Source organism: Bradyrhizobium denitrificans (assembly GCF_013179005.1).
Lineage (GTDB): Bacteria > Pseudomonadota > Alphaproteobacteria > Rhizobiales > Xanthobacteraceae > Bradyrhizobium > Bradyrhizobium denitrificans.
Genome location: NZ_JABFDP010000011.1, coordinates 114,046 through 136,732, shown reverse-complemented (window position 1 = coordinate 136,732; position 22,687 = coordinate 114,046). Strand labels below are relative to the sequence as shown.

Below are 22,687 nucleotides of genomic sequence, written 5' to 3'. Positions count from 1 at the left end.
GCGTCGCGTCGCGCAGATCATGGAGGACTGACCGATGGCTGGAGCCCTGGAGACCCCTTCCAAGAGTTCGCTGCACCCTGCCCCGTCGCCGACCGGCGCGGCCCCGCTTTCGGTCAAGCCGACCAAACGGCCGCCGCCGCGGACGTCATGGCGGAAGATCCTGTTGCTGCTCATCTTGCTGGGTGCGGGCGGTGGGTACTATGCGTGGCAGAAGCTCAGCCATCCGGGGCTCCCGCCAGGGCTCGCCAGCGGCAACGGGCGGATCGAGGCGACCGAGATCGACGTGTCGACCAAGATCGCCGGCCGGATCAAGGAGATCCTGGTCAACGAGGGCGATTTCATCTCCGCCGGTCAGGTCCTGGTGCGAATGGACACGGAGCAGCTGGAAGCGCGGCGTCGTCAAGCCGAGGCCGAGTTGCGGCGCGCCGTCATCGGAGTCGAGACGGCGAAGAGCCTGATCCGCCAGAGGGAGGCGGAAGGCGTCGCGGCGGATGCCACGGTTGCCCAGCAGGACGCGAAATTCGAACAGGCCGAGAAGAAGCGTGCACGCTCCGAGCAGTTGATCACCACCGCCGCGGTCTCGCAGCAGGTGCTCGACGACGATCGCGCCAATTCACTCGCGGCCAAGGCAGCGGTAAGTGCAGCCAAGGCCCATGCGGCCGCGACCGAGGCAGCGCTGAGTGCGGCCAAAGCCCAGGTGGTGGATGCCGAGGCCGCGGTCGATGCAGCGCGGGCGGCCATCGAGACAATCGCTGCCGATATCAATGACAGCACCTTGAGGTCACCCCGCGACGGTCGTGTGCAATATCGCGTCGCCCAGCTCGGCGAGGTATTGGCGGCGGGCGGACGCATCCTCAACCTCGTCGATCTCGGCGACGTCTACATGACGTTCTTCCTGCCGACGGCAGAGGCCGGGCGGGTCACCATGGGCAGCGATGTCCGCCTCGTGCTCGACGCGGCGCCGCAATACATCGTGCCGGCAAAGGTCACGTTCGTCGCCGACGTCGCGCAGTTCACGCCGAAGACAGTGGAGACCGAGGAGGAACGGCAGAAGCTGATGTTCCGGATCAAGGCCCGGATATCGCCGGAGCTGCTCAGGAAGAACATCCGCAACGTCAAGACCGGGCTGCCGGGCATGGCCTATGTCCAGCTCGATCAGAATGCGGACTGGCCGGCGACGCTGCAGCGAGGTCTGGTGCAATGAGCGGGGAGCCGGTGGGCGCTGATCACCAGCCGCAACGCCACATCGTCCGTCTGGAAGAGGTCGGCCTCCGCTTCGGCAAGACGCGAGCGCTCGACGCTATCACGCTCGATCTGCCGTCGGGCTGCATGGTCGGCCTGCTGGGGCCTGACGGCGTCGGCAAGTCCAGCCTGCTGTCGCTGATCGCCGGCGCGCGGGTCATCCAGGAAGGCCGGGTCGAGGTGCTCGGCGGCGACATGGCGGATGCCGCGCATCGCGCGCGGGTCTGCCCGAAGATCGCCTATATGCCGCAGGGGCTGGGCAAGAACCTCTATCCGACGCTGTCGGTGTTCGAGAATGTCGACTTCTTCGGACGTCTGTTCGGGCACGACAGGCACGAGCGCGAGCGCCGCATCGGCGACCTGCTGAAGCGCACCGGCCTGGCGGCCTTTGCCGAGCGGCCGGCCGGCAAGCTGTCCGGCGGCATGAAGCAGAAGCTGGGGCTGTGCTGCGCGCTCATTCATGACCCGGACCTTCTGATTCTCGACGAGCCAACCACGGGCGTCGATCCCTTGTCGCGCCGCCAGTTCTGGCAGTTGATCGACAACATCCGGGCCGACTCGGCCGGCATGAGCGTCATCGTCTCCACCGCCTATATGGAGGAAGCGGCCAGATTCGACTGGCTGGTGGCGATGGATGCCGGACGGGTGCTGACGGCCGCGACGCCGCGCGAACTGCTGCAGCAGACCGGAACGACGACGCTCGACGACGCCTTCATTGCGCTCCTGCCGGATGAAAAGCGCCAAGACCACGCGCCCGTGGTCATTCCACCGCGTGCCGCTGCAGCCGACGAGGACATCGCGATCGAGGCCGACCACCTGACGATGAGGTTCGGCGATTTCACGGCGGTCGACGATGTCAGCTTCCGCATCGGGCGTGGCGAGATCTTCGGCTTCCTCGGCTCGAACGGCTGCGGCAAGACCACGACGATGAAGATGCTGACCGGGCTGCTGCCGGCCAGCTCGGGAGAGGCGCGCCTATTCGGGCACGACGTCGACCCGAACGACATGGCCGTCCGCCGCCGCGTCGGCTACATGTCGCAGGCGTTTTCGCTCTACACCGAATTGACCGTGCAGCAGAACCTCGAGCTGCACGCGCGTCTGTTCGGCCTGCCTCCGGCAGAGACACCGGCGCGGATCGAAGACATGGCGCAGCGCTTCGAGCTTGCCGGCGTCATGGACGCACTGCCCGAGGCCCTGCCGCTCGGCATCCGTCAGCGACTGTCCCTGGCGGTGGCGATGATCCATCTGCCCGAGATGCTGATCCTGGACGAGCCCACATCGGGCGTGGACCCGGTGGCCCGCGATGCGTTCTGGCGGATCCTGGCCGATCTGTCGCGCCGGGACAACGTCACCATCTTCGTCTCGACGCACTTCATGAACGAGGCGGAGCGCTGTGACCGCATCTCGCTGATGCATGCGGGACGCGTGCTCGTCAGCGATACGCCGGCGGCCATCGTCGCGCAGCGCGCGGCATCGACGCTGGAGCAGGCGTTCATCGCGTATCTGGAGGAGGCGACGCACGCAACGGATCCGGTGCCCACGCCTGCCCCGACGGCTCGGGACGGAGACGATGTCGCCGCGGAACACAAAGCCGGGCGACGGCGCCTGTTCGATGCGAGGCGTCTGCTCGCCTATAGCCAGCGTGAGGCGCTGGAGCTGCGGCGCGATCCGATCCGGGCCGCTCTCGCCACGATCGGCAGCGTGGTCTTGATGCTGGTGATGGCCTACGGCCTCAACCTCGACGTCGACAACCTGTCCTTCGCCGTGCTCGATCGCGACAATACGACCATCAGCCACGACTACGCGCTGCAGATCGCGGGATCGCGCTATTTCGTCGAAATGCCGCCGATCGCGGACTATACCGATCTGGACCGGCGCATGCGCAACGGCGAACTCAGCCTGGCGCTGGAGATCCCGCCGGGGTTCGGCCGCGATCTCGAGCACGGACGGAACGTGCAGATCGGCGCGTGGATCGACGGAGCGATGCCGAGCCGCGCCGAGACGGTGCGCGGCTACGTGCAAGGCATCCATGCCGACTGGCTGTCGAAGAAGGCGACCCAGCTCCTGGGGAAGCGCGCCGCCACCAGTGAATTCCAGCTCGAGATGCGCTATCGTTACAATCCGGCCGTGGCGAGCCTCGTCGCCATGGCGCCCGCCGTCATTCCGCTCCTGCTGCTGATGATCCCCTCGATGCTGGCGGCCCTCAGCGTCGTCCGGGAAAAGGAGCTCGGCTCGATCATCAACTTCTACGTCACGCCGGTCACCAGGCTCGAGTTCCTGGTCGGCAAGCAGCTCCCCTACGTCGCACTCGCCCTGTCCAACGCGGTGCTGCTCGTCCTGTTTGCAGTCCTCGTGTTCCGCGTCCCGTTCACGGGAAGCTTCCCGACCTTCATGCTCGCCGCGCTGCTCTATGTCACCGCCACGACCGGGATCGGGCTGCTGATCTCGAGCTTCACCAGCAGCCAGATCGCGGCGATGTTCGCCACGACGCTGCTCACGATGATCCCCGCCGTCCAATACTCCGGTCTGATCGATCCGGTCTCGTCGCTGCAGGGCGTGGGAGCAGTCATCGGCCGGGTCTACCCGACCACCTATTTCGTGACCATTGCGCGTGGCACGTTCTCCAAGGCGCTCGATCTTCGCGAGCTGTGGACGCAGCTGCTGCCGCTGGCCGCGGCCATTCCCGTGCTGATCGGAGCGGGCGCCGCGCTCCTCAAGAAGCAGGCAGATTGATCATGCAGATCGTCAACATCGTCCAGCTTGGCATCAAGGAGCTGCGCAGCCTGCTCCGCGATCCGATGATGCTCGTGCTCATCATCTACGCGTTCTCGGTCGCCATCTACACCGGCTCCAAGTCGATGCCGGAAAACCTGAACATGGCGACCATCGCCATCGTCGACGAGGATCGGTCGCCGGCCTCGTCCCGCATCATCACGGCATTCAACCCGCCCTATTTTTCCCTGCCCCGGCTGATCAGCCAGCCGGAGATGGATCGGCGGATGGACAATGGCATCGACACCTTCGCTCTCGACATTCCGCCAAACTTCCAGCGCGACCTGCTGGCGAGGAAATCTCCCGCGCTTCAGCTCAACATTGATGCGACGCGCGTCTCACAGGCGTTTACCGGCGCGGGCTACATCCAGTCGATCCTCACAAGTGAGGTCAGCGAGTTCCTCAGGCGATATCGCAGCTCCGCCGCCCCGCAGGTGGATCTGGACCTGCGGGCGCGCTTCAACCAGGAGCTCAAGCAGGCCTGGTTTGGCGCCATCAACAACCTGATGTCGAATATCACGATGCTCTCGATCGTGTTGACCGGAGCCGCGCTGATTCGGGAGCGCGAGCACGGTACGATCGAGCACCTGCTCGTGATGCCGGTGACGCCGTCCGAGATCATGCTCGCCAAGATCTGGTCGATGGGGCTCGTGGTGCTGGCGGCGTCCACTTTCGCGCTGGGCGTCGTCATCCACGGGCTGCTCGCCGTCCCGATTGAAGGCTCGTGGCTGTTGTTCCTGGCCGGAACGGCCCTCTACCTGTTCGCCACGACCAGCCTCGGCATCTTCCTTGCCACCCAGGCCGGCACGATGCCGCAATTTGGTCTGCTGCTGATGCTCGTGCTGCTGCCGCTGCAGCTGCTCTCCGGAACCATGACCCCGCGGGAGAGTATGCCCGAGCTGATCCGGGACATCATGCTGGCCGCGCCAAATACGCATTTCGTCATGATGGCGCAGTCGATCCTGTTCCGCGGAGCCGGCTTCGACGTCGTTTGGAAGCAGTTCGCGTCCTTGTTCGTGATCGGCACGATCCTCTTCGCCTTCTCGCTGCGCAAGTTCAGAGGGTTTCTGAAGTAGCGAGGCAGCTGCTGCCGACCACTTGCCGACGATCAGATCTGCACATCGCAGCTTGCCGCTTGAACGAGATCTTCGACCGCCACATAAGCGGCTCTCAGATGAACGCGATCCGTATGCGGCCTGTGACACCTTACGCCGCTTACAGGATTGAGACGTGGGCGCCACGCCGGCGCGCGATCTCGTCACGGTCACCTTCTCCACGTTTCAAACAGCAGGCGCGATGATGCCATCTCGCGGCGGCCCGTGCCCGAGTTTTTGCGATCGGTCGACCTCTTCCCGGGAAGAAGAGGCGCAGGGAAGGCCGGGTATCGACTGATACCCGCGGTCCGCGTGCAGCAAATAAGCACGCGGTAGAACCACAGGTTCAGCCCAATATCCGGCCTTCCCTGCGCGACGGTTTGAACGGGTTATAGGCGCTCTCCCCGGGGATCGGCTGTCTTGCCCCCGTCGCCAGCGGATCATCATCCCGACCGGCTTGGCATCAGCACCGCGATGCCAGGACCACACCATTTCGCCGTCGCATCGCTCCGTTCGCCGGCCCGGCTGTGACACCAGGCTGCAGAGCAACACGCCCGTCGCATCTTCCAGCTCGACGCTCGTGACGATCGCGAAACGTCCCTCTTCAGCGAGCCGGGATGCGCGGAAAGGTGAAGGTGATTTGCCCGACGAGACAAGCGATGCGTCCGCGACAAACTGGCACGACGGGCGGCTGGCGCATGCGGGCGATGCAGAGATTGCCCGTCGTGCGGCTCCGGATGGCACGCGTTGAGCGGAGCATCGTGGCCGGTCTCGTCGACATCCCTTCAAACGTCTGTCACAGTGATGAATTGTCCGCCGCGCCGAGCGCCTGGGTCGGCAGAGCAAGGACGCAGCGGCACAGGTCCGATCGCATCAAAGTTCCGGCCGAGCTGGAACTCCAGAGGGGAGCAGCGGTTCTCATAAGGTGGACCTGACCTTCGCTTTGGGACCGCCGCCGGCTCCGCAAGCGAGCTCAGGTTCAGAACCGCAATCGATTATCCGTCTGCCGGCATTGTTCGGCTCTGGCATTCGTCAACAGTTCTCGGCAGAGCCCGACGCGGGAGACATCCGCCGATCACGGCGCACTTCACCGGAGGCACAACATGTCGACCAAACAATCACTCTTCGGCCGCACGGCCATCATCGCTTCACTGACCGCACTCGCGATCGGCGCCCTGACGCCGACCAGTGCCGATGCTCGGAATCGGCGCTGGCACGGCGGCGCTGCGGCCGGCGCGGCCCTTGCGGCGGGAGCCATCGGCACCGGTCTTGCGATCGCCGCGAGCCGCGACGCCTATGATTATTATGGTGGTCCGGTCTATGGCGGCCCGGCCTATGAGGAGGTGCCGGCCTATTACGGCCCGAACCCCTACGCCTATGGCTATTATCGCAAAGGCGAATACCCCTATCAGGTGTATGGCGGCGAAAGCCCGAACGCGGTCTGCGCGCAAGGAACCACCTGGAATTGCCGCTGAGGGGCTGCTGATGGAAACCTCGGGCCGCACAGGGGGCGGTTTCGCGGCGTTCGCCCGGCACCGAGGCCCAGCGCGTCCCTGCCCTCGTGACCAGTCCCGTGGCCCGCCATGAGCGTAGCGGCATGCGGGACCGGTCGCGGGGGCGTTTCCCCGAAGCCCGCTGAGCCTCGGCGGGCGCGCCCCCGGCCAACGTCAAACGCGATGACTTGCGTTGATCCCGGCACAGTCAGTCTCGCGCACTGTCGCGGCTCCCCCCCGCAAACGGATCGCCCGGAGAGCAACACCCAGCGGCGTGCGTCGCCGAAGCTGCCATCCGCGTCATCGCGCGTCACCAACCAAACGAAGATCGATCCTGCCGATCAGCTCCGCGCGAAACCTCTCAGCGGCGGCGATCGCCGCCATGGTCTGTCGCAATGTGCTGACGTTCGATCCGAGCGAAACGATGCCGCCCAGCACAGCAGCAATCGCCCCGAGGGCGACGACCGCATTGGACCCCAGCAGACCCAGCATCGCGCCGAGCAGCAATCCTGCGCCGACACAGATCACGACCTTCGAGGCCAGGATGATCTTCCGACACCGTTCGGCTGTCTCAGCAAGCTCCTCGATCCGCGCCTCAATCCGGGCGACTTCATCGCTCGGGTCGTCCTCATCCATCAGACCAACTGTTCTCCATGATCTTTGCTCTGGGCGCCATGCCCTTTCCGACGACAAGCGTACCGCCAATGACCGGACAAACCAAGAGGTGGATTGCAGCCGTGAGGCAACGACTGTCGATCAGCGGGAAGTTGAGCGCAGTGACCGCGTACGGCCGATGATGCTCATCAGCCGAAGCGGCTTCGGTCCACCTGGTCAAGTGATCGGAGTTTGGCTCCTCGCTCCAGCAGCTCACGACAGGGCACGTCAATGACACCGGCAACGATGCCCCTTCGACGCTCGCGCAGAGCAAGGGCGGCGAGCAGGTTCAAGGCCCGCGCCCTCACCTCGCGCACTCAAGGCCGACGCATCTCCAGCAAATGCGTGACGAACCAGTCGCGTGCCGCCGCCGACGACTGCTCGAAACATTCGACATAAGGCGCGAAGTGACCGCAAGGCAGGCTGACGAACCGCTTCGGCTCGCCCGACTGGGCGAAGGCCGCGCGCGCCGCCTCGATCGGCATCAGCGTGTTGCCCTCCGCAGCGATGACCATCAGCGGACGCGGCGCGATGCGATGCAGATAAGCAGCCGGCTCGAAGCTGAAGGTCAGCTCCAGGCTCCGCACGGTGACCTCGTTGCGCCACAATGGCGAGAATTTCGCCGCCTCCATGCACCAATCATACGCGTCGGGTGTCGCGAGAATGCACGGCGTCGTCCGCCAGCGCCGCCTCGACCGTTGCCGCAGCGATCTAGAAGCCGCGCGCCGCACCGAAAGCATCACCAGCATTGCCCTGCGCTGGGGCTTCAACGACCCCTCGCATTTCAGCCGCCTGTTCGGTCGCCGCTACGGCATCGCGCCGCGCGCGCTGGCACGAAAGAGGCAGGAGGCCTGATTACGCGCCGCGGTTCGATGGCCTCGTAACCGGACATCCCGAACAATCCGAACAGCCCCCGCATCTGCAGGCGAATGCGAACCAGTACGTCCTCCTTCATCGCGCGAGCGTCGAGGATGACCCTATCGGTCGCGCCGCGATCGGACTTGAACTCTGCGGCGTCCGTTGCCGCCAGCGTGCCGTTGACCATCATTCTGCCGAGCATGGTCGCATATTTCTTGCCGCGACAGACCCTGCCGCCGATGGAAAGGCAGCATTGGTGCTCGCGGCTTACTCCTCGATGGCGGCGATCGCTGCGCCATTGTGCGGGATCATCGCTTCGGTTCTTGCCGGCTTCGCATCCGGCGCACGATGCCGGAAGCAAGTTCGCTCTCGAAGGCTATTCAAAGCACCGATTTCAAACGACGGCCCCAAACAGCTTTCCGATGCCTGCGGTGAGACCGAGGGCGAAAGCCCCCCAGAACGTCACGCGAACCGTGGCGCGCGGAATGTTCGCCCCGCCCGCCTTTGCGCCGATCGCACCCAGCACCGCGAGGAAGGCGAGAGACGCCGCGGACACGATCGGGACCAGCGCGTTGACCGGCGACAGGACGACCATCAGCAAGGGCATGGCGGCCCCCACCGAAAACATCATGGCCGAGGTCAGGGCAGCCTGGATAGGCCGCGCTGCGGTGATCTCGGATATTCCCAATTCATCACGCGCATGAGCTGTCAGTGCGTCTTTCGCCATCAACTGCTCCGCCACCTGCCGCGCCAGGGATTGCTCGACACCCCGCTTGATGTAGATGTCGGCAAGCTCATCGCGTTCAAATGCCGGGTTGTCGCTGAGTTCCTTGCGCTCTCGCGCAAGGTCGGCCTGCTCCGTGTCCGACTGCGAACTGACCGAGACATATTCTCCGGCGGCCATCGACATCGCTCCAGCGACCAGCCCCGCAACGCCGGCGATCAGGACGTCGTTTCGAGTCGCTGCTGCCGCGGCAACACCGACGATCAGGCTCGCAGTCGAAATGATGCCGTCATTGGCGCCCAGAACGGCCGCCCTGAGCCATCCGATCCGCGCCACCAGGTGGCTTTCCGGATGGACGTGAAGGCGGCTCATGTCTTTCTCCTGATCACGCCCTGCAACTTCGTCGCGGCCGCCACGGTGTTGGATATCGTCCCATACTTCCGGACATTCTGATGGAGTAATTCGAGCCGACGGTCATCTTCGTCGGTGTCGATGATCAGCTCATAGTCGATCGACGCCATCATCGGCGGGCTGTCCTGCCGGACGCCGATCAGGCGCACTTCGACGCCGCTCATATGGAACTTGAGCATCGGCGTGACACGTTCGATTCCCTTGATCATGCAGGCAGCCACCGCAGCAAGCAGAAGCTCCGCAGGGTTGAACGCATCCCGCCGTCCCATGACATCCGTATCGAGCACCACGGTCGCATCCTTGCAGTCTGCGACGCTTTCATGCGCATCGATCCGTCTGGCGCTGACGCGATACTCCAGCATTGGCGTGTCTCCCGATCGGGTTTGCCTGGAGATTGTCAATCCGTACGACGAGCGGAGCGATCGACCAGATCCCGGCCTTTCAGTCACGCCGGCAGAGGTGTCCGGCGGACTCGTCATCTCCTGCAGGCGCGTCATTCCTTTAATTAAGTGTCCGAGTGAGGCAGCATGCGAAGGAGCGTCCGATCGCGGAAGATCCAGTGATGGATCAGCGCTGCAGCCGCATGCATTGCGGCCACGATGACCAGCGCATGGGCGAGAATTTCATGCACTTCCTTGACGTTGTGAGCAAACGCGCGGTCCCTGGCCCAAGGCGAGGCGATCTCGGCGATGCCAAACAGCGGCAAGGCATCACCGCGCGCAAACTGCAACACAATGCCAACGACAGGCACGGCAAAAAGCAGCGCATAAAGGACGTAGTGCGCGAAACGCGCGGCCGGATCCTGCCACTTTCCCATCCATGAGGCGAACTCGGTCGCTTCGGGCGGTGGAGATGGATCGGCCAGCCGCCAAGCCAGACGCACCGCCAGAAGCGCGAGGATCACGGTTCCGGCCATCACGTGGACGAACAGGCCGGACTCCCGCGGCGCGCCCTTGGGCAGCACATCACCGAACACGCCAATGACCCAGGCAACGGCCACGAGCAGCACCGTGAGCCAATGCAGTATCTGAGGAATCGCGCCGTATCTCCGCGTCGAATTGAAGAGCTGCATCTCAAGATCCTCTCGACACAACGTAGTTCGGGCTCGATGACCCCTCGTTGACGTGGATCAAGTCCTTGCAGGCCTGCGCTGCTTCGGGCTCCACTCGGACTTCGTAGCTCCGGCATCAGTCGAGGCCGTGAATGCCGTTGGAGGAATTCCGGCGCCCTCGCCATCTTGGTTGCTTTCGCGGCAGCGGCTGGTGCATTTTACGGCCCAGCCATCGGCTGAGAGCAAGACCACTCCACTCAAGACTTCCTCGATCGACTTGCAGCTGAGACCGTTTCTGCCCTGAACACGTGCGGGTGCACGTGTCATTCCAAGCGAGGAGAACGTCGAATGTCTATCGAGGCTGCTGGCTCGCCGGCCGAGTCGCAGCGCCTGTTGCGGTCACTGTCGCTGACCCAAGCGGTGCTTTATGGCCTTGGCGTCACCATCGGCGCAGGAATCTACGTCCTGGTCGGGATCGCCGCGGCACGCAGTGGTATGCATGCGCCACTTGCCTTCATCGGTGCAGCCCTTGTGATGGCGTTCAGTGCAGCATCATTTGCCGAACTGGGAACGCGCATGCCCGTCAGCGCCAGCGAGGCCGCTTATGTGCAGGCCGCTTTTGGTCGCAAATGGCTCAGCCTCGGGGTCGGGCTTCTGGTGGTCGCGACGGCAACAATCTCCGCCGCAACCATCAGTGTTGGTAGCTCGGGCTATGTTGCCGTGTTTCTGCCGATTTCGGCTCCGTGGATCATCTCGGGAGTCGTTCTTGCGATGGGCGTCGTGGCGTGTCTCGCCACGGCCCAATCCGTCACCTTCGCCGGGATCATGACGGTTGTCGAGGTGGGCGGTCTCGTGCTGATCATTGTGACTGGCCTCGGTCACGGGACGGATGTTGTCACACGCCTGCCGGAAATGTGGCCGCCGACACGTGATACGGAGGCCTGGATTGGATTGGGCGGAACGGCCCTCATCGCAGTCTTTTCCTTCATCGGCTTCGAGCACGTGGTCAACATTGCGGAGGAAATGAAGGAGCCGAGTCGCACCCTGCCCCGTGCGCTGTTCCTGACCCTCGGTTTGACCGCGCTGATCTACGCGCTGGTTGTGTGGATTGCCGTCACGGCGGTACCTCCGCAGGAACTCGCGCGCTCATCGGCACCGCTTGCGCTGGTCTTCGAGCGACTGACAGGCCTGCCGCTCGTCACCATGAGCGCAATCGCCATTGTGGCCACGCTCAACGGCATCATTGTGCACATGATCATGATCGGTCGCGTCATCTATGGTCTCGCGGATCAAGGCAATTTGCCAAGGGTCTTTGCCCGGTTGAATTCAGTCACGCAGACGCCGCTTCTTGCGACGGCGTTCGGCATCGGAGCGATCCTCGTACTCTCACTGGCTGTTCCGCTTGGTGGCCTTGCAGATCTCACGGCGCGCTTCACCCTTGTTGTTTTCGCAATCGTGAATATCGCGCTGATCCGGATTAAGGGCAGACGACAGCCGGCGCCATCTGGGGCGTTCATTTGCCCGATGTGGGTGCCCTGCTTCGGCCTCGCCTCGAGCCTCCTGCTTCTCGTCGTCGATCTTGTGGCGTGAAGAAGGTTTGCCGATTTCGGCATCCCCTGCTCTGCGTCCGCTACAGTGTAAGCACCGGGGGCTCACGAACCGGCTCGCGCAGTGCGGAGACCACCACGCGTCTTAGGCTGTAGCGGGCAGGCCGGCCGTCTTTGGCTAGCTCTTCGTGCTGGCAGTCTTGTCGAGCGCCGCGCGGAGACCTTCCGCGAGCTTCACGGCATCGTCGTTCGCCCAGAAGTGCATGAAGAAGAGCCGCGGCTGTTCGTCGAGCATGTGACTGTGCAAGGCGGTCACCTCGATGCCGTGAGCCCGCAACGCCAAGATCACGGGGTTGACCTCGTCGCCAGTCAGAACGAAGTCTCCGGTTATTGCCGCCTTGCCTGCTCCGGTCGGCTGGAAATTGATTCCAATCGCGACGCCCATCGCGCCGACTGGCGTCAGCGGAGTGCCATCTTGCGTGATCGCATCGCGTCGCTTCACGCTGTACTGGTAGACCCCTCCGTTGGCCTGCCCCTTGACGCCGATGATCTGATCGAGCTTCGCCGTATCGAGGTCCACGGCAGGCGACGGCCCCGTCGGCGCCGGGACCACCAATGGCGTCTTGCTTTCGGCCAGCGCGTCGTGGATGGCCGAGGCCAGTCTGACAGGTTCTCCATGACCGGCGACGTGCATGTAGAAGGTCGCAGGGGTCGCCCGCAGCAAGTGATTATGCACGGCGGTGATCTCGAGACCGCTCGCGATCATTTTGGCCATGACCGGATTGATCTCGGTGTCCAGGAGCACAAGGTCTCCCATGACCATGGCACCGCCATGCGCGGGCTTGAATGCGATCCAGCCGCCGAGCGCCAGTGCCGGCTTGATCGGCACTCCGTCCAACGTCACCGCGAGATCCGTGCGCGGAAAGCTGTAGCGGTGAACGTCGTCAGAGACGGCGGGCTTGCGGCCGAGCGTCTCGTCGACCTTTTGCCAGTCGACGTCTTGCGCATGGGCCGCCGAGGCGAGCCATTCCGAAGCCGGCGCCAGAACGCAGGCGCTGATGCCGATCAGGGCCAGGATTGCTTTTCTCATCGCGCTGCTCCTTCCTCAGTCCTGCTGTTCTTTGATCCGGCCGCCGCTATCGACGACGAGCCGCACTTCCTTGCCGTTCTTCATCGCCTTCGCGGTCGTGCCTTCCGCGGTGGACTTGATGTCCCTGACTTGCGAATAGCCGGCTGCCTGAATCTTGGCGACGAGCTCTTCCTGGGTCAGCGCATGGGCGGGTGACAGCCCCGCCACTAGCGCCAGCAAGGCTGCGACTTGAGAGATATTCGGTATCCGCATGATCGTTCTCCTGGTTGTCCTGCCCCAGGTGAAGTCAGTCGTCATACCGCCGCTCGATGAGGTCTCGTGCGCAGCGAGAAGCAGATCAACAGATTCAGGATCACGACGGCAGCGGGTGACCGCCGGGAGCAGATGAAGCGGCCAGGAGTCGTTTCGCCCTGCCGAGACCTTCGAGCATCTCCGGGGAGCCACCCAACGATAGCATTCGGCGGCCTGCCGGGCGACGCAGGTGAGTACCGCATAAGCCCCACCGAACGTCACCACCGCCATCTCGAAGTCATCCTCGACAAGCGTCCGCGCGGCCGACGCACCGAGCAGTCGAGACAATTTGTCGGGTGGAATCGAACTGGATGATGATGACATGCGGCGCCCTTGGTGATCCAGGGACGCGATGCTTGGGCATGTCGCCTCGCGGGGAGATCGCACATCCCCGTACCGCAAATAGAACTCTTGAAGCCGGAGCTGTCAACCCGTTCGCACCCGAGATGTCACGCCGAAAGGATCACGAAGACTTCACCGCTCCGGAACCGTTCATCTCACCGCCAAGGCGCAGGCCGGCGTCAATGGGAGCGGAACCGTCTCGCTTGGCCGGCCTGCGACACGCGCCATCGCGCTCACCTTGACCGAAATAGGGTACCCCCCTATCTTATGGGGATGTCGCACACCATCAAGCACAAGTCGAAGCTCCTGGCGCGGGTGAAGCGCATCAAGGGGCAACTGGACGCGGTCGAGCGTGCATTGGAGGCCGAGCTCGGCTGCACGGACGTCCTGATGCTGGTCGCATCGGTCCGGGGCGCCGTCGGCGGGCTCACCACCGAATTGATCGAGGACCACATCCGCCATCACGTCGTGGATCCGGACCGCGAAGAGGATCCCGAAAAGGCCAAGGGTGCGGCCGACCTGATCGACGTCGTCCGAACCTATTTGAAGTGAATTCATGACCGATCTGTCGCACCTGCTGCAGCAGAGCAGTGCTCACGCATGGCTCTTCGTTCCGAGCGCGATTCTTCTCGGCGCGCTGCATGGTCTCGAGCCCGGCCATTCCAAGACCATGATGGCCGCTTTTATCGTTGCGATCCGTGGCACGGTCTTCCAGGCCGTGCTTCTTGGACTGTCGGCGACGATCTCGCACACGGCGGTGGTATGGGCGGTCGCCTTTCTCGGCCTCTACTTCGGCCACGATCTCTCCGGAGAGCGCAGCGAAGCCTATCTCCAGATCGCGTCTGCACTCATCATCCTCGGAGTCGCCGCGTGGATGGTCTGGCGCACCTGGCGCGGGACGACCGAGGAGCACGGCCACGATCATCACCAGGACGAACCGCAGGCCGTCTCGCTCGCGGGCAGGACGCTTTCGATCGCGGTGTTCGAGACCGGCGTTCCGCCGCGCTGGCGGATTTCCAGCGACGCAGGTGGCCTCCCTTCCGCCGCGGACATCGGGGTGACGACAGTCCGTGCCGATGGCAGCGAACAGAGCTTCGCGTTCGTCGACCGCGACGGATATCTGGAGAGCACCGAGGAGATTCCGGAACCGCACGCCTTCAAGGCACGCATCGCACTCGCGGGCGATGTCGCCGAAATTCGTTTCGAGGAGCACGATCACGACCACATGGACCTCGGGGAACAGGATGACGCGCACGCTCGCGCTCATGCCGCCGACATCCAAAGGCGCTTCGCCGGACGCACCGTCACCACACCGCAGATCGTCCTGTTCGGTCTCACCGGCGGCCTAATCCCGTGCCCGGCAGCCATTACAGTTCTTCTGCTCTGTATTCAGTTGAAGCAGTTCAGCCTCGGCTTCGCACTGGTGCTCTGCTTTGGCCTCGGCCTCGCCATCACCATGGTATCGGCCGGCGTCGTTGCCGCTCTCGGTATTCGGCACGTCGAACGCCATTGGAGCGGCTTCAGCCGCTTCGCACATCGCGCGCCCTACGTCTCGGCAGCCTTGATCGCCCTGGTCGGGCTCTACACCGGCTGGATCGGGCTGCATGAGTTCGCGTCGTGATGTCCGCGGCCTCGGTATCGGCCCCGGACTGAGGTCTTTTCAGTTTTGGAACCAATTGCTTGCAGCCGTTTTTTTAACAAAAGATCGGAACGGATTCCCAGCTCGCGACTCATTCCATCGCAACTCAGATGGGGTAACGAGCTCGTGCCGCGTTTCAACTATTTCGCCCGAGAAGCCGCAGCCACGCTCCTGAGGATGGCAAAGACGACAACAGATCCGGCCGTGGCGTCCGGCTTGATCCAGCGTGCGGCCGATCTCAAGGAGCGCACGGAGGAACTCCCGGCGGTCCCCGAGGTCGATGCCATGGCAGAACAGTCGCCGAAGGCTCTCACAAAGAAGCAGAGCTAGCTCAACTGGCCCCTCCCCAACCGATGGCTCATCAGCGACCTCGGAGACCATGCACTCTTCAGCGAACGAGGCTGGTAAACCGGACATCAGGCGAGCAGGCGCTCGATGTTTATCGGCGAGGCTGCCGCGGAGGTGCTGATGCTGAGGCATCGGCCCCGCGATAGACGAGCTGCGCAGCCCGGCGGATTTGGTCAATTGGGAACTGTCCAGCATTGCCGACTCGGCCTGGCCGAGACAGCCCGCGTAGGGGCTCCCCGGCAAGTGCCGGGGCCAGGAAGGCTAAGCGGACGACGCTTCGCTTGATGGATTTCTGCCCTCTGGTCGATGAAAAGACGCGATGCCTACTCGGCCGCTTGCGGAACCTGCGCCGGTCTCGCGTTTTGGCCAGGACGCCCATCAAGGGCGACGTCGCCTGCGCGGTCGGGCGGAAGGCCCCTGCCCTTCACGAGGCCGAAGATCGCCGGAATGACGATCAACGTCAGCAGCGTCGACGAGATCATGCCGCCGATCATCGGCACCGCGATGCGCTGCATGATCTCGGAGCCCGTGCCGGTGCTCCACATGATCGGCAGCAGGCCTGCCATGATGGCGACCACCGTCATCATCTTGGGACGCACGCGCTCAACAGCGCCGACCATGATCGCCGCATGGAGATCCTGCCGGGTGAGCGCGCGGTTCTCGGCGGCTCGCGACGCCCTGACCTCGGCCAGCGCGTGATCAAGATAGATCAGCATCACCACGCCGGTCTCTGCGGCGACGCCTGCGAGCGCAATGAATCCGACAGCGACGGCAACCGACAGGTTGAAGCCGAGCCACCACATCATCCAGATGCCGCCCACCAGCGCGAACGGCAACGAGAGCATGACAATCATCGTCTCCGTCAGAGCCCTGAAATTGAGGTACAGGAGCAGGAAGATGATTGTCAGCGTCACGGGCACGACGATCTTCAGGCGGGCCGCGGCGCGCTGCAGATATTCGTACTGACCGCTCCACACCACGTAATATCCGGCCGGAAACTGGATGCTCTCCGTCACGGCGCGCTGCGCGGCGGCGACGTAGCTGCCGATGTCCCGATCCCTGATGTCGACGTAGATGTAGGTGGCAAGCTGCCCGTTCTCGGTACGGATGGAGGTCGGTCCACGCGCCGGCTCGACCGTCGCCACCTCGCCCAGCGGCACGGCGCCGCCTGCCGGCATCGGCACCAGAATGTCGCTGGCGATAGCCTTGGGATTGTCACGGAGGTCGCGAGGGTAGCGCATGTTGATCGTGAACCGCTGTCGGCCTTCGACCGTCGTGGTCACCGTCTGGCCTCCCAACGCGGCAGCGATCGTGTCCTGAACGTCCTGAATCAGGATGCCGTAGCGGGCGAGCGCCTCGCGGTCGGGAGAGATCTCCAGATAGTAGCCGCCGATGCCGCGCTCGGCGTAGGCGGACGACGTCCCGGGGACCGTCTTGATGACACGCTCGATCTGCCTGGCCAGCCTGTCGATCTCGACCAGGTCCGTGCCCATCACCTTCACGCCGATCGGCGTCCGGATGCCGGTCGAGAGCATGTCGATGCGCGCCTTGATCGGCATGGTCCAGGCGTTCGACACCCCCGGGAACTGCAATGCCTTGTCCATCTCCGCGATCAACCCGTCGACAGTAAGGCCGGGGCGCCACTGCTCCTTCGGCTTCAAATTGACCACGGTTTCGAACATCTCAGTCGGAGCCGGATCGGTCGCGGTCGCCGCTCGTCCCGCCTTGCCATAGACCGAGGCGACCTCCGGGAACGACCTGATGATCCGGTCCTGCGTCTGCATCAGTTCGGCCGCCTTCGTGATCGAGATGCCCGGCAACGTCGTCGGCATATAGAGCAGCGTGCCCTCGTTCAGCGATGGCATGAACTCGGTCCCGAGCTGGCGGGCCGGCCATATCGAAATGGCCAGCACGGCCAACGAGGCCAGGATGACCAGCGTCTTCGCCCGTAGCACGCCCTTGATGACCGGCCGATAGATCCAGATCAGGAAACGATTGATAGGATTACGGTGTTCCGCAACGATCCTGCCGCGAACGAAGATCACCATCAGCGCGGGCACAAGCGTCACCGACAGCAATGCGGCTGCGGCCATCGAGAACGTCTTGGTGAACGCGAGCGGGCTGAACAGACGCCCCTCCTGCGACTCCAGCGTGAAGATCGGCATGAACGACACGGTGATGATGAGCAGACTGAAGAACAGCGCCGGCCCGACTTCCGCAGCCGCATCGATCAGCACCTGGACGCGCGACTGACCGGGTTTGGCCCGCTCCAGATGCTTGTGCGCGTTCTCGATCATGACGATGGCCGCATCCACCATCGCGCCGATCGCGATCGCGATGCCGCCGAGGCTCATGATGTTGGAGCCGAGGCCCAGCAGCTTCATCGCGCCGAACGCCATCAGCACGCCGACCGGCAGCATCAGGATGGCGACGAGCGCGCTGCGGATGTGCAGCAGGAAGACCACGCAGACCACAGCCACGACGAGGCTTTCCTCGAGCAGGGTGTGCTTCAGGGTGTCGATCGCGGCGTAGATCAGGTTGGAGCGGTCGTAAACCGGCACGATCTCCACCGAACTCGGCAAGCTGCTGGCGATCTCCTTGAACCGGGCCTTGACGTTCTCGATGACGTCCAGCGCGTTGACGCCGAACCGCTGCAGCACGATGCCGCTGGCAACCTCCCCCTCGCCGTTCAGCTCGGCGATGCCCCGCCGCTCGTCGGGCCCGAGCTCCACGCTGGCAACGTCGCGCAACAGCACAGGCGTGCCGCCGGAGGTCTTCAGGACGATGTTGCCGAGATCGTTGATGCTCTTGAGGTAGCCCTTACCGCGGATGACGTATTCGAACTCGGAGAGCTCCACGGTCCGACCGCCGACGTCCGCGTTCGAAGCGCGGATCGCGTCCCGGATCTTCTGCATGCTGATGCCGCGGTCGCGCATCCGCTGCGGATCGAGGATCACGTTGTACTGCTTGACGAAGCCGCCAATGCTGGCGACCTCGGCGACGCCACCCGCCTTGGCCAACGCGAATTTCAGATTCCAGTCCTGGATCGTGCGCGTCTCGGCGAGGTTCAGCTCCTTGGACATCACAGCGTACTGGTAGACCCAGCCGACACCGGTGGCGTCGGGACCGATCGTCGGTGTGACGCCGGCAGGCAAGCGCGAGCTGGCGCTGTTCAGGAACTCCATGACGCGCGAACGCGCCCAGTAGATGTCGGTGCCGTCCTCGAAGATCACATAGACGAAGGACACGCCGAAGAACGAGAATCCGCGCACCACCTTCGACCTCGGCACCGTCAGCATGGCGGTGGTCAGGGGATAGGTGACCTGATCCTCGATCACCTGCGGTGCCTGGCCGGGGTACTCGGTATAGACGATCACTTGCGTATCGGAGAGATCCGGGATGGCGTCGAGTGGAAGATGGACCAAGGCGTAGAGTCCCGCCGCCGCCGCGAAGCCGGTGCCGAACAGGACGAGCAGCAGGTTGCGCGCCGACCATGAGATGATGCGGGCGATCATTTGTGCTCTCCATGGGCATGTCCACCCGCGGCATCCGATGACGGGTGCGCGTCGGCGAAGCCCCTCAGGGCGGCTTTGAGGTTGCTTTCGGCATCGATCAGGAAGTTCGCGGAGGTGACGACCGCCTCCCCTTCCTTGAGACCGTCACGGATTTCGATGTATCCGCCGCCCCGGCGTCCAAGCTTCACGTCCCGCGGCTCGAACTTGCCTTCGCCTTTGTCGACCAGAACGGCCTGCCGGGCGCCAGTGTCGAGCACCGCACTATCCGGCACCACAACGACCGGAGATGCATCGGCGGTATTGATTTCGGCATCGACATACATGTCCGGCAGCAAGGCCACGTCCGGATTGGACAGCTCGATTCGAACGCGAGCGGTGCGCGTGTCCCGGTTCACCTGCGGATAGATCACGGCGATCTTTCCAGAGAAGGTCCGGCCTGCGAAGCTGCGTGCCCGGATCAAGACGGGTTGTCCCACCGCGACGGTGCCGAGATCGCGCTCGGCGACATCGACCAGCGCCCAGACCAGCGAGATGTCCGCGATCCGGAACAGCACGTCGCCAGGGTTGGCACGCATGCCCTCCACAGCGTTGCGTTCGAGCACAATTCCGTCGCGCGGCGCTGTCCATTGCACGGTCACGGGCGCGACACGGGATTTCTCCATGGCGGTGATTACCGGCTCCGGAACGTCCAGATTGGTCAAGCGCTGGCGCGAACCGCGGCCGTAGAACTCCACACCTCCCACGATTTTCGAGTTGATCGTGGCGAGGTATTCCGCCGCGGCGGCCGCAATTGCCGAACTGTAGATCTCCATCAGCGGCTGACCGGCGCTCACGCGCGTGCCGGTCGTGACATCCGCAACCTTCTGAACGAAGCTCTCCGAGCGCATCGCGATCACCGAGATCCGCCGCTCGTCGAGCTGGATCGTGCCCGGCGCCTTCACCACCACGCTGATGCTGCGCCGCTCGGCGGGCTCGGATTTCACGCCGGTGCGCTGGATCTTGCCCGGCGAAAGCTTCACCGTGCCGTCGTCGGTGTCGTCGCCGTCGTACACGGGGACGTAGTCCATCCCCATGGGATCCTTCTTCGGTACCGCCGAGGTGTCCGGCAGTCCCATGGGATTGCGGTAGTACAGGATCTTTCGCGAGGCGTTCGCCTGTTGCTGCAACTTCGGGGGCTCGGCCGCGGCCTCGTCATCGTAGACCGGCAAGTAATCGCGCCCTTGTGCATCCTTCTTCGGCACCGCCGACCAGGCCGGAGCGCCACCGGGATCCCTGTAGTAAAGTGGACTTCCGTCTGCGGCAGCCGCTGGAGAAGTCAGGTCGGCGTGTGCAGGCCAGGGCCCGCCGTTCAGATACCAGGAGCCGACCAGAGCCAAGGCCCCGCCCAGCGCCAGGGCCGTCGTCAGGAGACGCAGCGTCTTCATGGCGTGTTCCGCGCGCGATCAAGCGCGTCCATGTGATCGTGAATTGGGGATGTCGGGACGCCGCCGAGCGGCGCCCCAGCGCTCACTTGGTCGCCTTGACGATGACCTTGCCGGTGACCGTCTCCGGCTCGCCCTGCACCTTCGCCGACAGCGTCACCTGATAGCGGCCGGCCATCGGCAGGTCGGTCTTGAAGGTGTAGACGCCCGGCTCTTTCGAGGGCAGCGGAGAAACGGACGATTCCATGTCGGCCATGCCGTCGGGCGCCATGTCGACGCGGGTCTTGAAGATGACCGCATCCGGCACCGGCTTGCCGGTCTGTCTGTTCAACAAACGAACGGCGAGCGTGACGTCGTCGCCTTTCTTCATCTCCGGATTGACAGGCTCGAAGGCGAAGTCGCTGGCGCCGGCCATGGCGGCAGAAGCGGCAAGCGAAAGGGTGGCGGCCAAAGCCGCAGTCGTGAGCTTGGAAAGCATTGTTCTGTCCTCATGGATTGATCTCGACCGTGGCGCTGCAGGCGCACACGTCCGCTTCATCGCGAGCAAGCGTGCTGCTCGCGCGGATTTGCGAGATCAGATTCGTGGAGGTCGGAACGGAGGACTGGTCCCGCGCAAATCGGCGACCTGATCCGAAGGAATGGCGATCTTGCTCGCCGCGACGGCAGATGGGCCGAACGCGATCGGTCGAACGTCGTCAAAAGCGACCGCGCCGCCGATACAGCAGACGCCCATTCCACACTTCTGGCCGTCGGTGTGGGAGGTCTTTCCGTCCATGTCGTCCGGACAGCACTCATCCATCGACATGTCGCCGGCGCCGGCCATCGTCATGTTCGCCTTCATGCCACCCGACGGCATGGCATGCGCGGCGGCCGACGCGCCAAGCGGCACCATCGCCAGCGAGATGGCGATCACGAATGCCAGCATGGTACGGACAAGCCGCATGGAGACGCGTTTACCTTTCGGGCAGCAACCAGCCTCTGAATATCATATTTCGCGTCCTGACGCAGTCATTGATCCGGGTCAAGCATTCGTGACCGTCGCCGGGCGCTTGTCTGTCCAGCCGAGGCGCTGTGGCCACCATCCGGAGACCGCGATGCAGCCAGATCATCGTGCGCCCGTCTCCGTGCGACTGCATGCGCCCGCAAGGCATTTCATCGCGAAACAATCACCACTTCCGTTGACGAGGACATAGGAGGGCAGCCTCGCCGGCGCGGGCCGCAAGCTCGGCCGCTCGCCGGCGGCGGTCAGCCGCGCCATCAGCTTCCTGGAGAACCAGGTCGGCGCCGAACTGCTGCACCGGACGACGCGGTCGATCAGGCTGAGCGAGGAAGGCGAGCGCTATGCCGCGATCTGCCGCCGCGTGCTCGCCGAGCTCGAAGAGGCCGACATGATCGCGGCCGGCCGGAAGGCGGCGCCGCGCGGCGTCATCGCCATCACGGCGCCGGTGGTTCGGGCGAGATGGTGCTGCGCCCCATCCTCGATGCGTTTCTCGACGCCGACCCGACCGTGTCCGCCAAGCTCCTGCTGTTCGATCGTGCGGTCAATCTGATCGAGGACGGCTTCGATGTCGCGCTGCGCATCGGTCCGCTGGCGGATTCGGCGATGGTCGCGATTCCGCCTCGGCGATGTGCGCCGGGTCGTGGTCGCCTCTCCGCGCTATTTGAAGCAGCATCCACGCATCGCCGAGCCCGGTGATCTCGCCAAGCACCAGATCGTGGCCATGGCGCATCTGCCGAACTCCTGGACGTTCGCGCCGGCGGCTGGATCGTCAGCACCGCGGACGGAGCAGTTCACGGCGCGGCTGGTCGTCAACAGCACCTATGCGGCCGTGGCCTCCGCCGTAGCCGGCCGTGGCGTGGCGCGGATGTACTCATATCAGGTGGCTGAGCAGGTCGCGCGCGGTGAGCTCGACATCGTGCTCGCCGGCGACGAGGATCCGGAGATGCCCGCGCATGTGATCGCTCCGCAGGGCCGGTTGTCAGTCCCCAAGGTCCGCGCCTTCACCGATTTCGCGGTTCCGCGGCTGAAGCAGCAATTTGTACGACTGAAAGCAAGCATCGGCCCGCGCGAGCGTCGTGAGTCCGCGGCCACGTCTGTGACGCCTCGGCCCGCACGCCAAGCGCGGCCGCCCTCTCAAGCTTGAACCGCGATGCAACGTAGTAGCCGGCTAGCACGTCGGGGCCGCGAGATGATG

20 protein-coding genes and 2 pseudogenes are annotated in these 22,687 nt (G+C 64.2%); 10 read left to right on the top strand and 12 right to left on the bottom strand.

Translation table 11 applies throughout. The features are described 5' to 3' along the window. The first annotated feature begins 34 nt into the window (after positions 1-34). From HL671_RS13935 to HL671_RS13920, 4 genes are all read left to right on the top strand, one after another. Entirely contained in the window at positions 35-1,204 is a 1,170-nt protein-coding gene (locus HL671_RS13935) for an HlyD family secretion protein (RefSeq protein WP_246579810.1), read from the top strand. Then, on the top strand, positions 1,201-3,975 hold the full coding sequence (gene rbbA, locus HL671_RS13930; protein ID WP_172236719.1) for a ribosome-associated ATPase/putative transporter RbbA: 2,775 nt from the start codon (positions 1,201-1,203) through the stop codon (positions 3,973-3,975). The genes HL671_RS13935 and rbbA overlap by 4 nt, the downstream gene beginning before the upstream one ends. 2 nt (positions 3,976-3,977) lie before the next feature. Continuing rightward, entirely contained in the window at positions 3,978-5,090 is a 1,113-nt protein-coding gene (locus HL671_RS13925) for an ABC transporter permease (protein ID WP_172236718.1), read from the top strand. Positions 5,091-6,211: 1,121 nt separating this feature from the next. Next, a complete protein-coding gene (locus HL671_RS13920; RefSeq protein ID WP_172236717.1) occupies positions 6,212-6,583 on the top strand; it encodes a hypothetical protein in 372 nt (123 codons plus the stop codon). A gap of 318 nt (positions 6,584-6,901) precedes the next feature. Here the strand turns inward: HL671_RS13920 and HL671_RS13915 are convergent, their stop codons facing one another. Both HL671_RS13915 and HL671_RS13910 read right to left on the bottom strand, forming a co-directional pair. After that, the gene (locus HL671_RS13915) at positions 6,902-7,237 is read right to left on the bottom strand and encodes a hypothetical protein (protein WP_172236716.1); all 336 of its coding nucleotides are present in this window, start codon (positions 7,235-7,237) and stop codon (positions 6,902-6,904) included. Between the two features lie 335 nt (positions 7,238-7,572). Next, complete coding sequence (locus tag HL671_RS13910) at positions 7,573-7,887, bottom strand: alpha/beta hydrolase family protein (RefSeq protein WP_172236643.1); 315 nt, start codon at positions 7,885-7,887, stop codon at positions 7,573-7,575. A gap of 31 nt (positions 7,888-7,918) precedes the next feature. Between HL671_RS13910 and HL671_RS13905 the strand changes: the two genes are divergently transcribed. Then, positions 7,919-8,110 (top strand): helix-turn-helix domain-containing protein, encoded by a 192-nt coding sequence (locus HL671_RS13905; protein WP_210263889.1) that lies wholly within the window; start codon positions 7,919-7,921, stop codon positions 8,108-8,110. Between the two features lie 397 nt (positions 8,111-8,507). Here the strand turns inward: HL671_RS13905 and HL671_RS13900 are convergent, their stop codons facing one another. From HL671_RS13900 to HL671_RS13890, 3 genes are all read right to left on the bottom strand, one after another. Continuing rightward, a complete protein-coding gene (locus HL671_RS13900) occupies positions 8,508-9,209 on the bottom strand; it encodes a VIT1/CCC1 transporter family protein (protein WP_012043746.1) in 702 nt (233 codons plus the stop codon). Continuing rightward, on the bottom strand, positions 9,206-9,610 hold the full coding sequence (locus HL671_RS13895) for an OsmC family protein (RefSeq protein ID WP_012043745.1): 405 nt from the start codon (positions 9,608-9,610) through the stop codon (positions 9,206-9,208). Before HL671_RS13895 ends, HL671_RS13900 begins: the two co-directional genes overlap by 4 nt. Positions 9,611-9,753: 143 nt before the next feature. Then, complete coding sequence (locus HL671_RS13890) at positions 9,754-10,320, bottom strand: cytochrome b (RefSeq protein ID WP_172236715.1); 567 nt, start codon at positions 10,318-10,320, stop codon at positions 9,754-9,756. Positions 10,321-10,647: 327 nt separating this feature from the next. Between HL671_RS13890 and HL671_RS13885 the strand changes: the two genes are divergently transcribed. Continuing rightward, entirely contained in the window at positions 10,648-11,889 is a 1,242-nt protein-coding gene (locus HL671_RS13885; RefSeq protein WP_012043743.1) for an APC family permease, read from the top strand. 135 nt (positions 11,890-12,024) lie between these two features. Here the strand turns inward: HL671_RS13885 and HL671_RS13880 are convergent, their stop codons facing one another. From HL671_RS13880 to HL671_RS13870, 3 genes and pseudogenes are all read right to left on the bottom strand, one after another. Continuing rightward, positions 12,025-12,936, bottom strand: coding sequence for a DUF1259 domain-containing protein (locus HL671_RS13880; protein ID WP_172236714.1), 912 nt, complete (start codon positions 12,934-12,936; stop codon positions 12,025-12,027). Between the two features lie 15 nt (positions 12,937-12,951). Continuing rightward, entirely contained in the window at positions 12,952-13,188 is a 237-nt protein-coding gene (locus tag HL671_RS13875; protein ID WP_012043741.1) for a PepSY domain-containing protein, read from the bottom strand. Between the two features lie 131 nt (positions 13,189-13,319). After that, positions 13,320-13,461, bottom strand: a pseudogene (locus HL671_RS13870) (chromate transporter); the annotation flags it as partial. 381 nt (positions 13,462-13,842) lie between these two features. On the opposite strand from HL671_RS13870, the gene HL671_RS13865 reads away from it, so the two are divergent. From HL671_RS13865 to HL671_RS13855, 3 genes are all read left to right on the top strand, one after another. Next, positions 13,843-14,121: a metal/formaldehyde-sensitive transcriptional repressor gene (locus tag HL671_RS13865; protein WP_041750712.1), complete on the top strand. Its 279-nt coding sequence runs from the start codon at positions 13,843-13,845 to the stop codon at positions 14,119-14,121. Between the two features lie 4 nt (positions 14,122-14,125). Further along, the gene (locus tag HL671_RS13860; protein WP_172236713.1) at positions 14,126-15,190 is read left to right on the top strand and encodes a HoxN/HupN/NixA family nickel/cobalt transporter; all 1,065 of its coding nucleotides are present in this window, start codon (positions 14,126-14,128) and stop codon (positions 15,188-15,190) included. Positions 15,191-15,385: 195 nt separating this feature from the next. Continuing rightward, entirely contained in the window at positions 15,386-15,538 is a 153-nt protein-coding gene (locus HL671_RS13855; RefSeq protein ID WP_210263888.1) for a hypothetical protein, read from the top strand. 341 nt (positions 15,539-15,879) lie between these two features. Here HL671_RS13855 and HL671_RS13850 read toward each other — a convergent pair whose 3' ends face one another. The 4 genes from HL671_RS13850 to HL671_RS38000 all read right to left on the bottom strand — a co-directional run bounded on the left by HL671_RS13850 (position 15,880) and on the right by HL671_RS38000 (position 21,435). Further along, positions 15,880-19,071 (bottom strand): efflux RND transporter permease subunit, encoded by a 3,192-nt coding sequence (locus HL671_RS13850; protein WP_172236712.1) that lies wholly within the window; start codon positions 19,069-19,071, stop codon positions 15,880-15,882. After that, on the bottom strand, positions 19,068-20,495 hold the full coding sequence (locus HL671_RS13845) for an efflux RND transporter periplasmic adaptor subunit (RefSeq protein ID WP_172236711.1): 1,428 nt from the start codon (positions 20,493-20,495) through the stop codon (positions 19,068-19,070). Before HL671_RS13845 ends, HL671_RS13850 begins: the two co-directional genes overlap by 4 nt. 82 nt (positions 20,496-20,577) lie before the next feature. After that, on the bottom strand, positions 20,578-20,970 hold the full coding sequence (locus tag HL671_RS13840) for a FixH family protein (RefSeq protein WP_012043734.1): 393 nt from the start codon (positions 20,968-20,970) through the stop codon (positions 20,578-20,580). Between the two features lie 96 nt (positions 20,971-21,066). Next, positions 21,067-21,435 carry a hypothetical protein gene (locus HL671_RS38000; protein WP_210263887.1) on the bottom strand — a complete coding sequence of 123 codons (369 nt, stop codon included), beginning with the start codon at positions 21,433-21,435 and terminating at the stop codon, positions 21,067-21,069. 250 nt (positions 21,436-21,685) lie between these two features. Here HL671_RS38000 and HL671_RS13830 point away from each other — a divergent pair. Then, a pseudogene (locus HL671_RS13830) lies at positions 21,686-22,636 on the top strand (LysR family transcriptional regulator); the annotation flags it as partial. Positions 22,637-22,687: the final 51 nt, after the last annotated feature.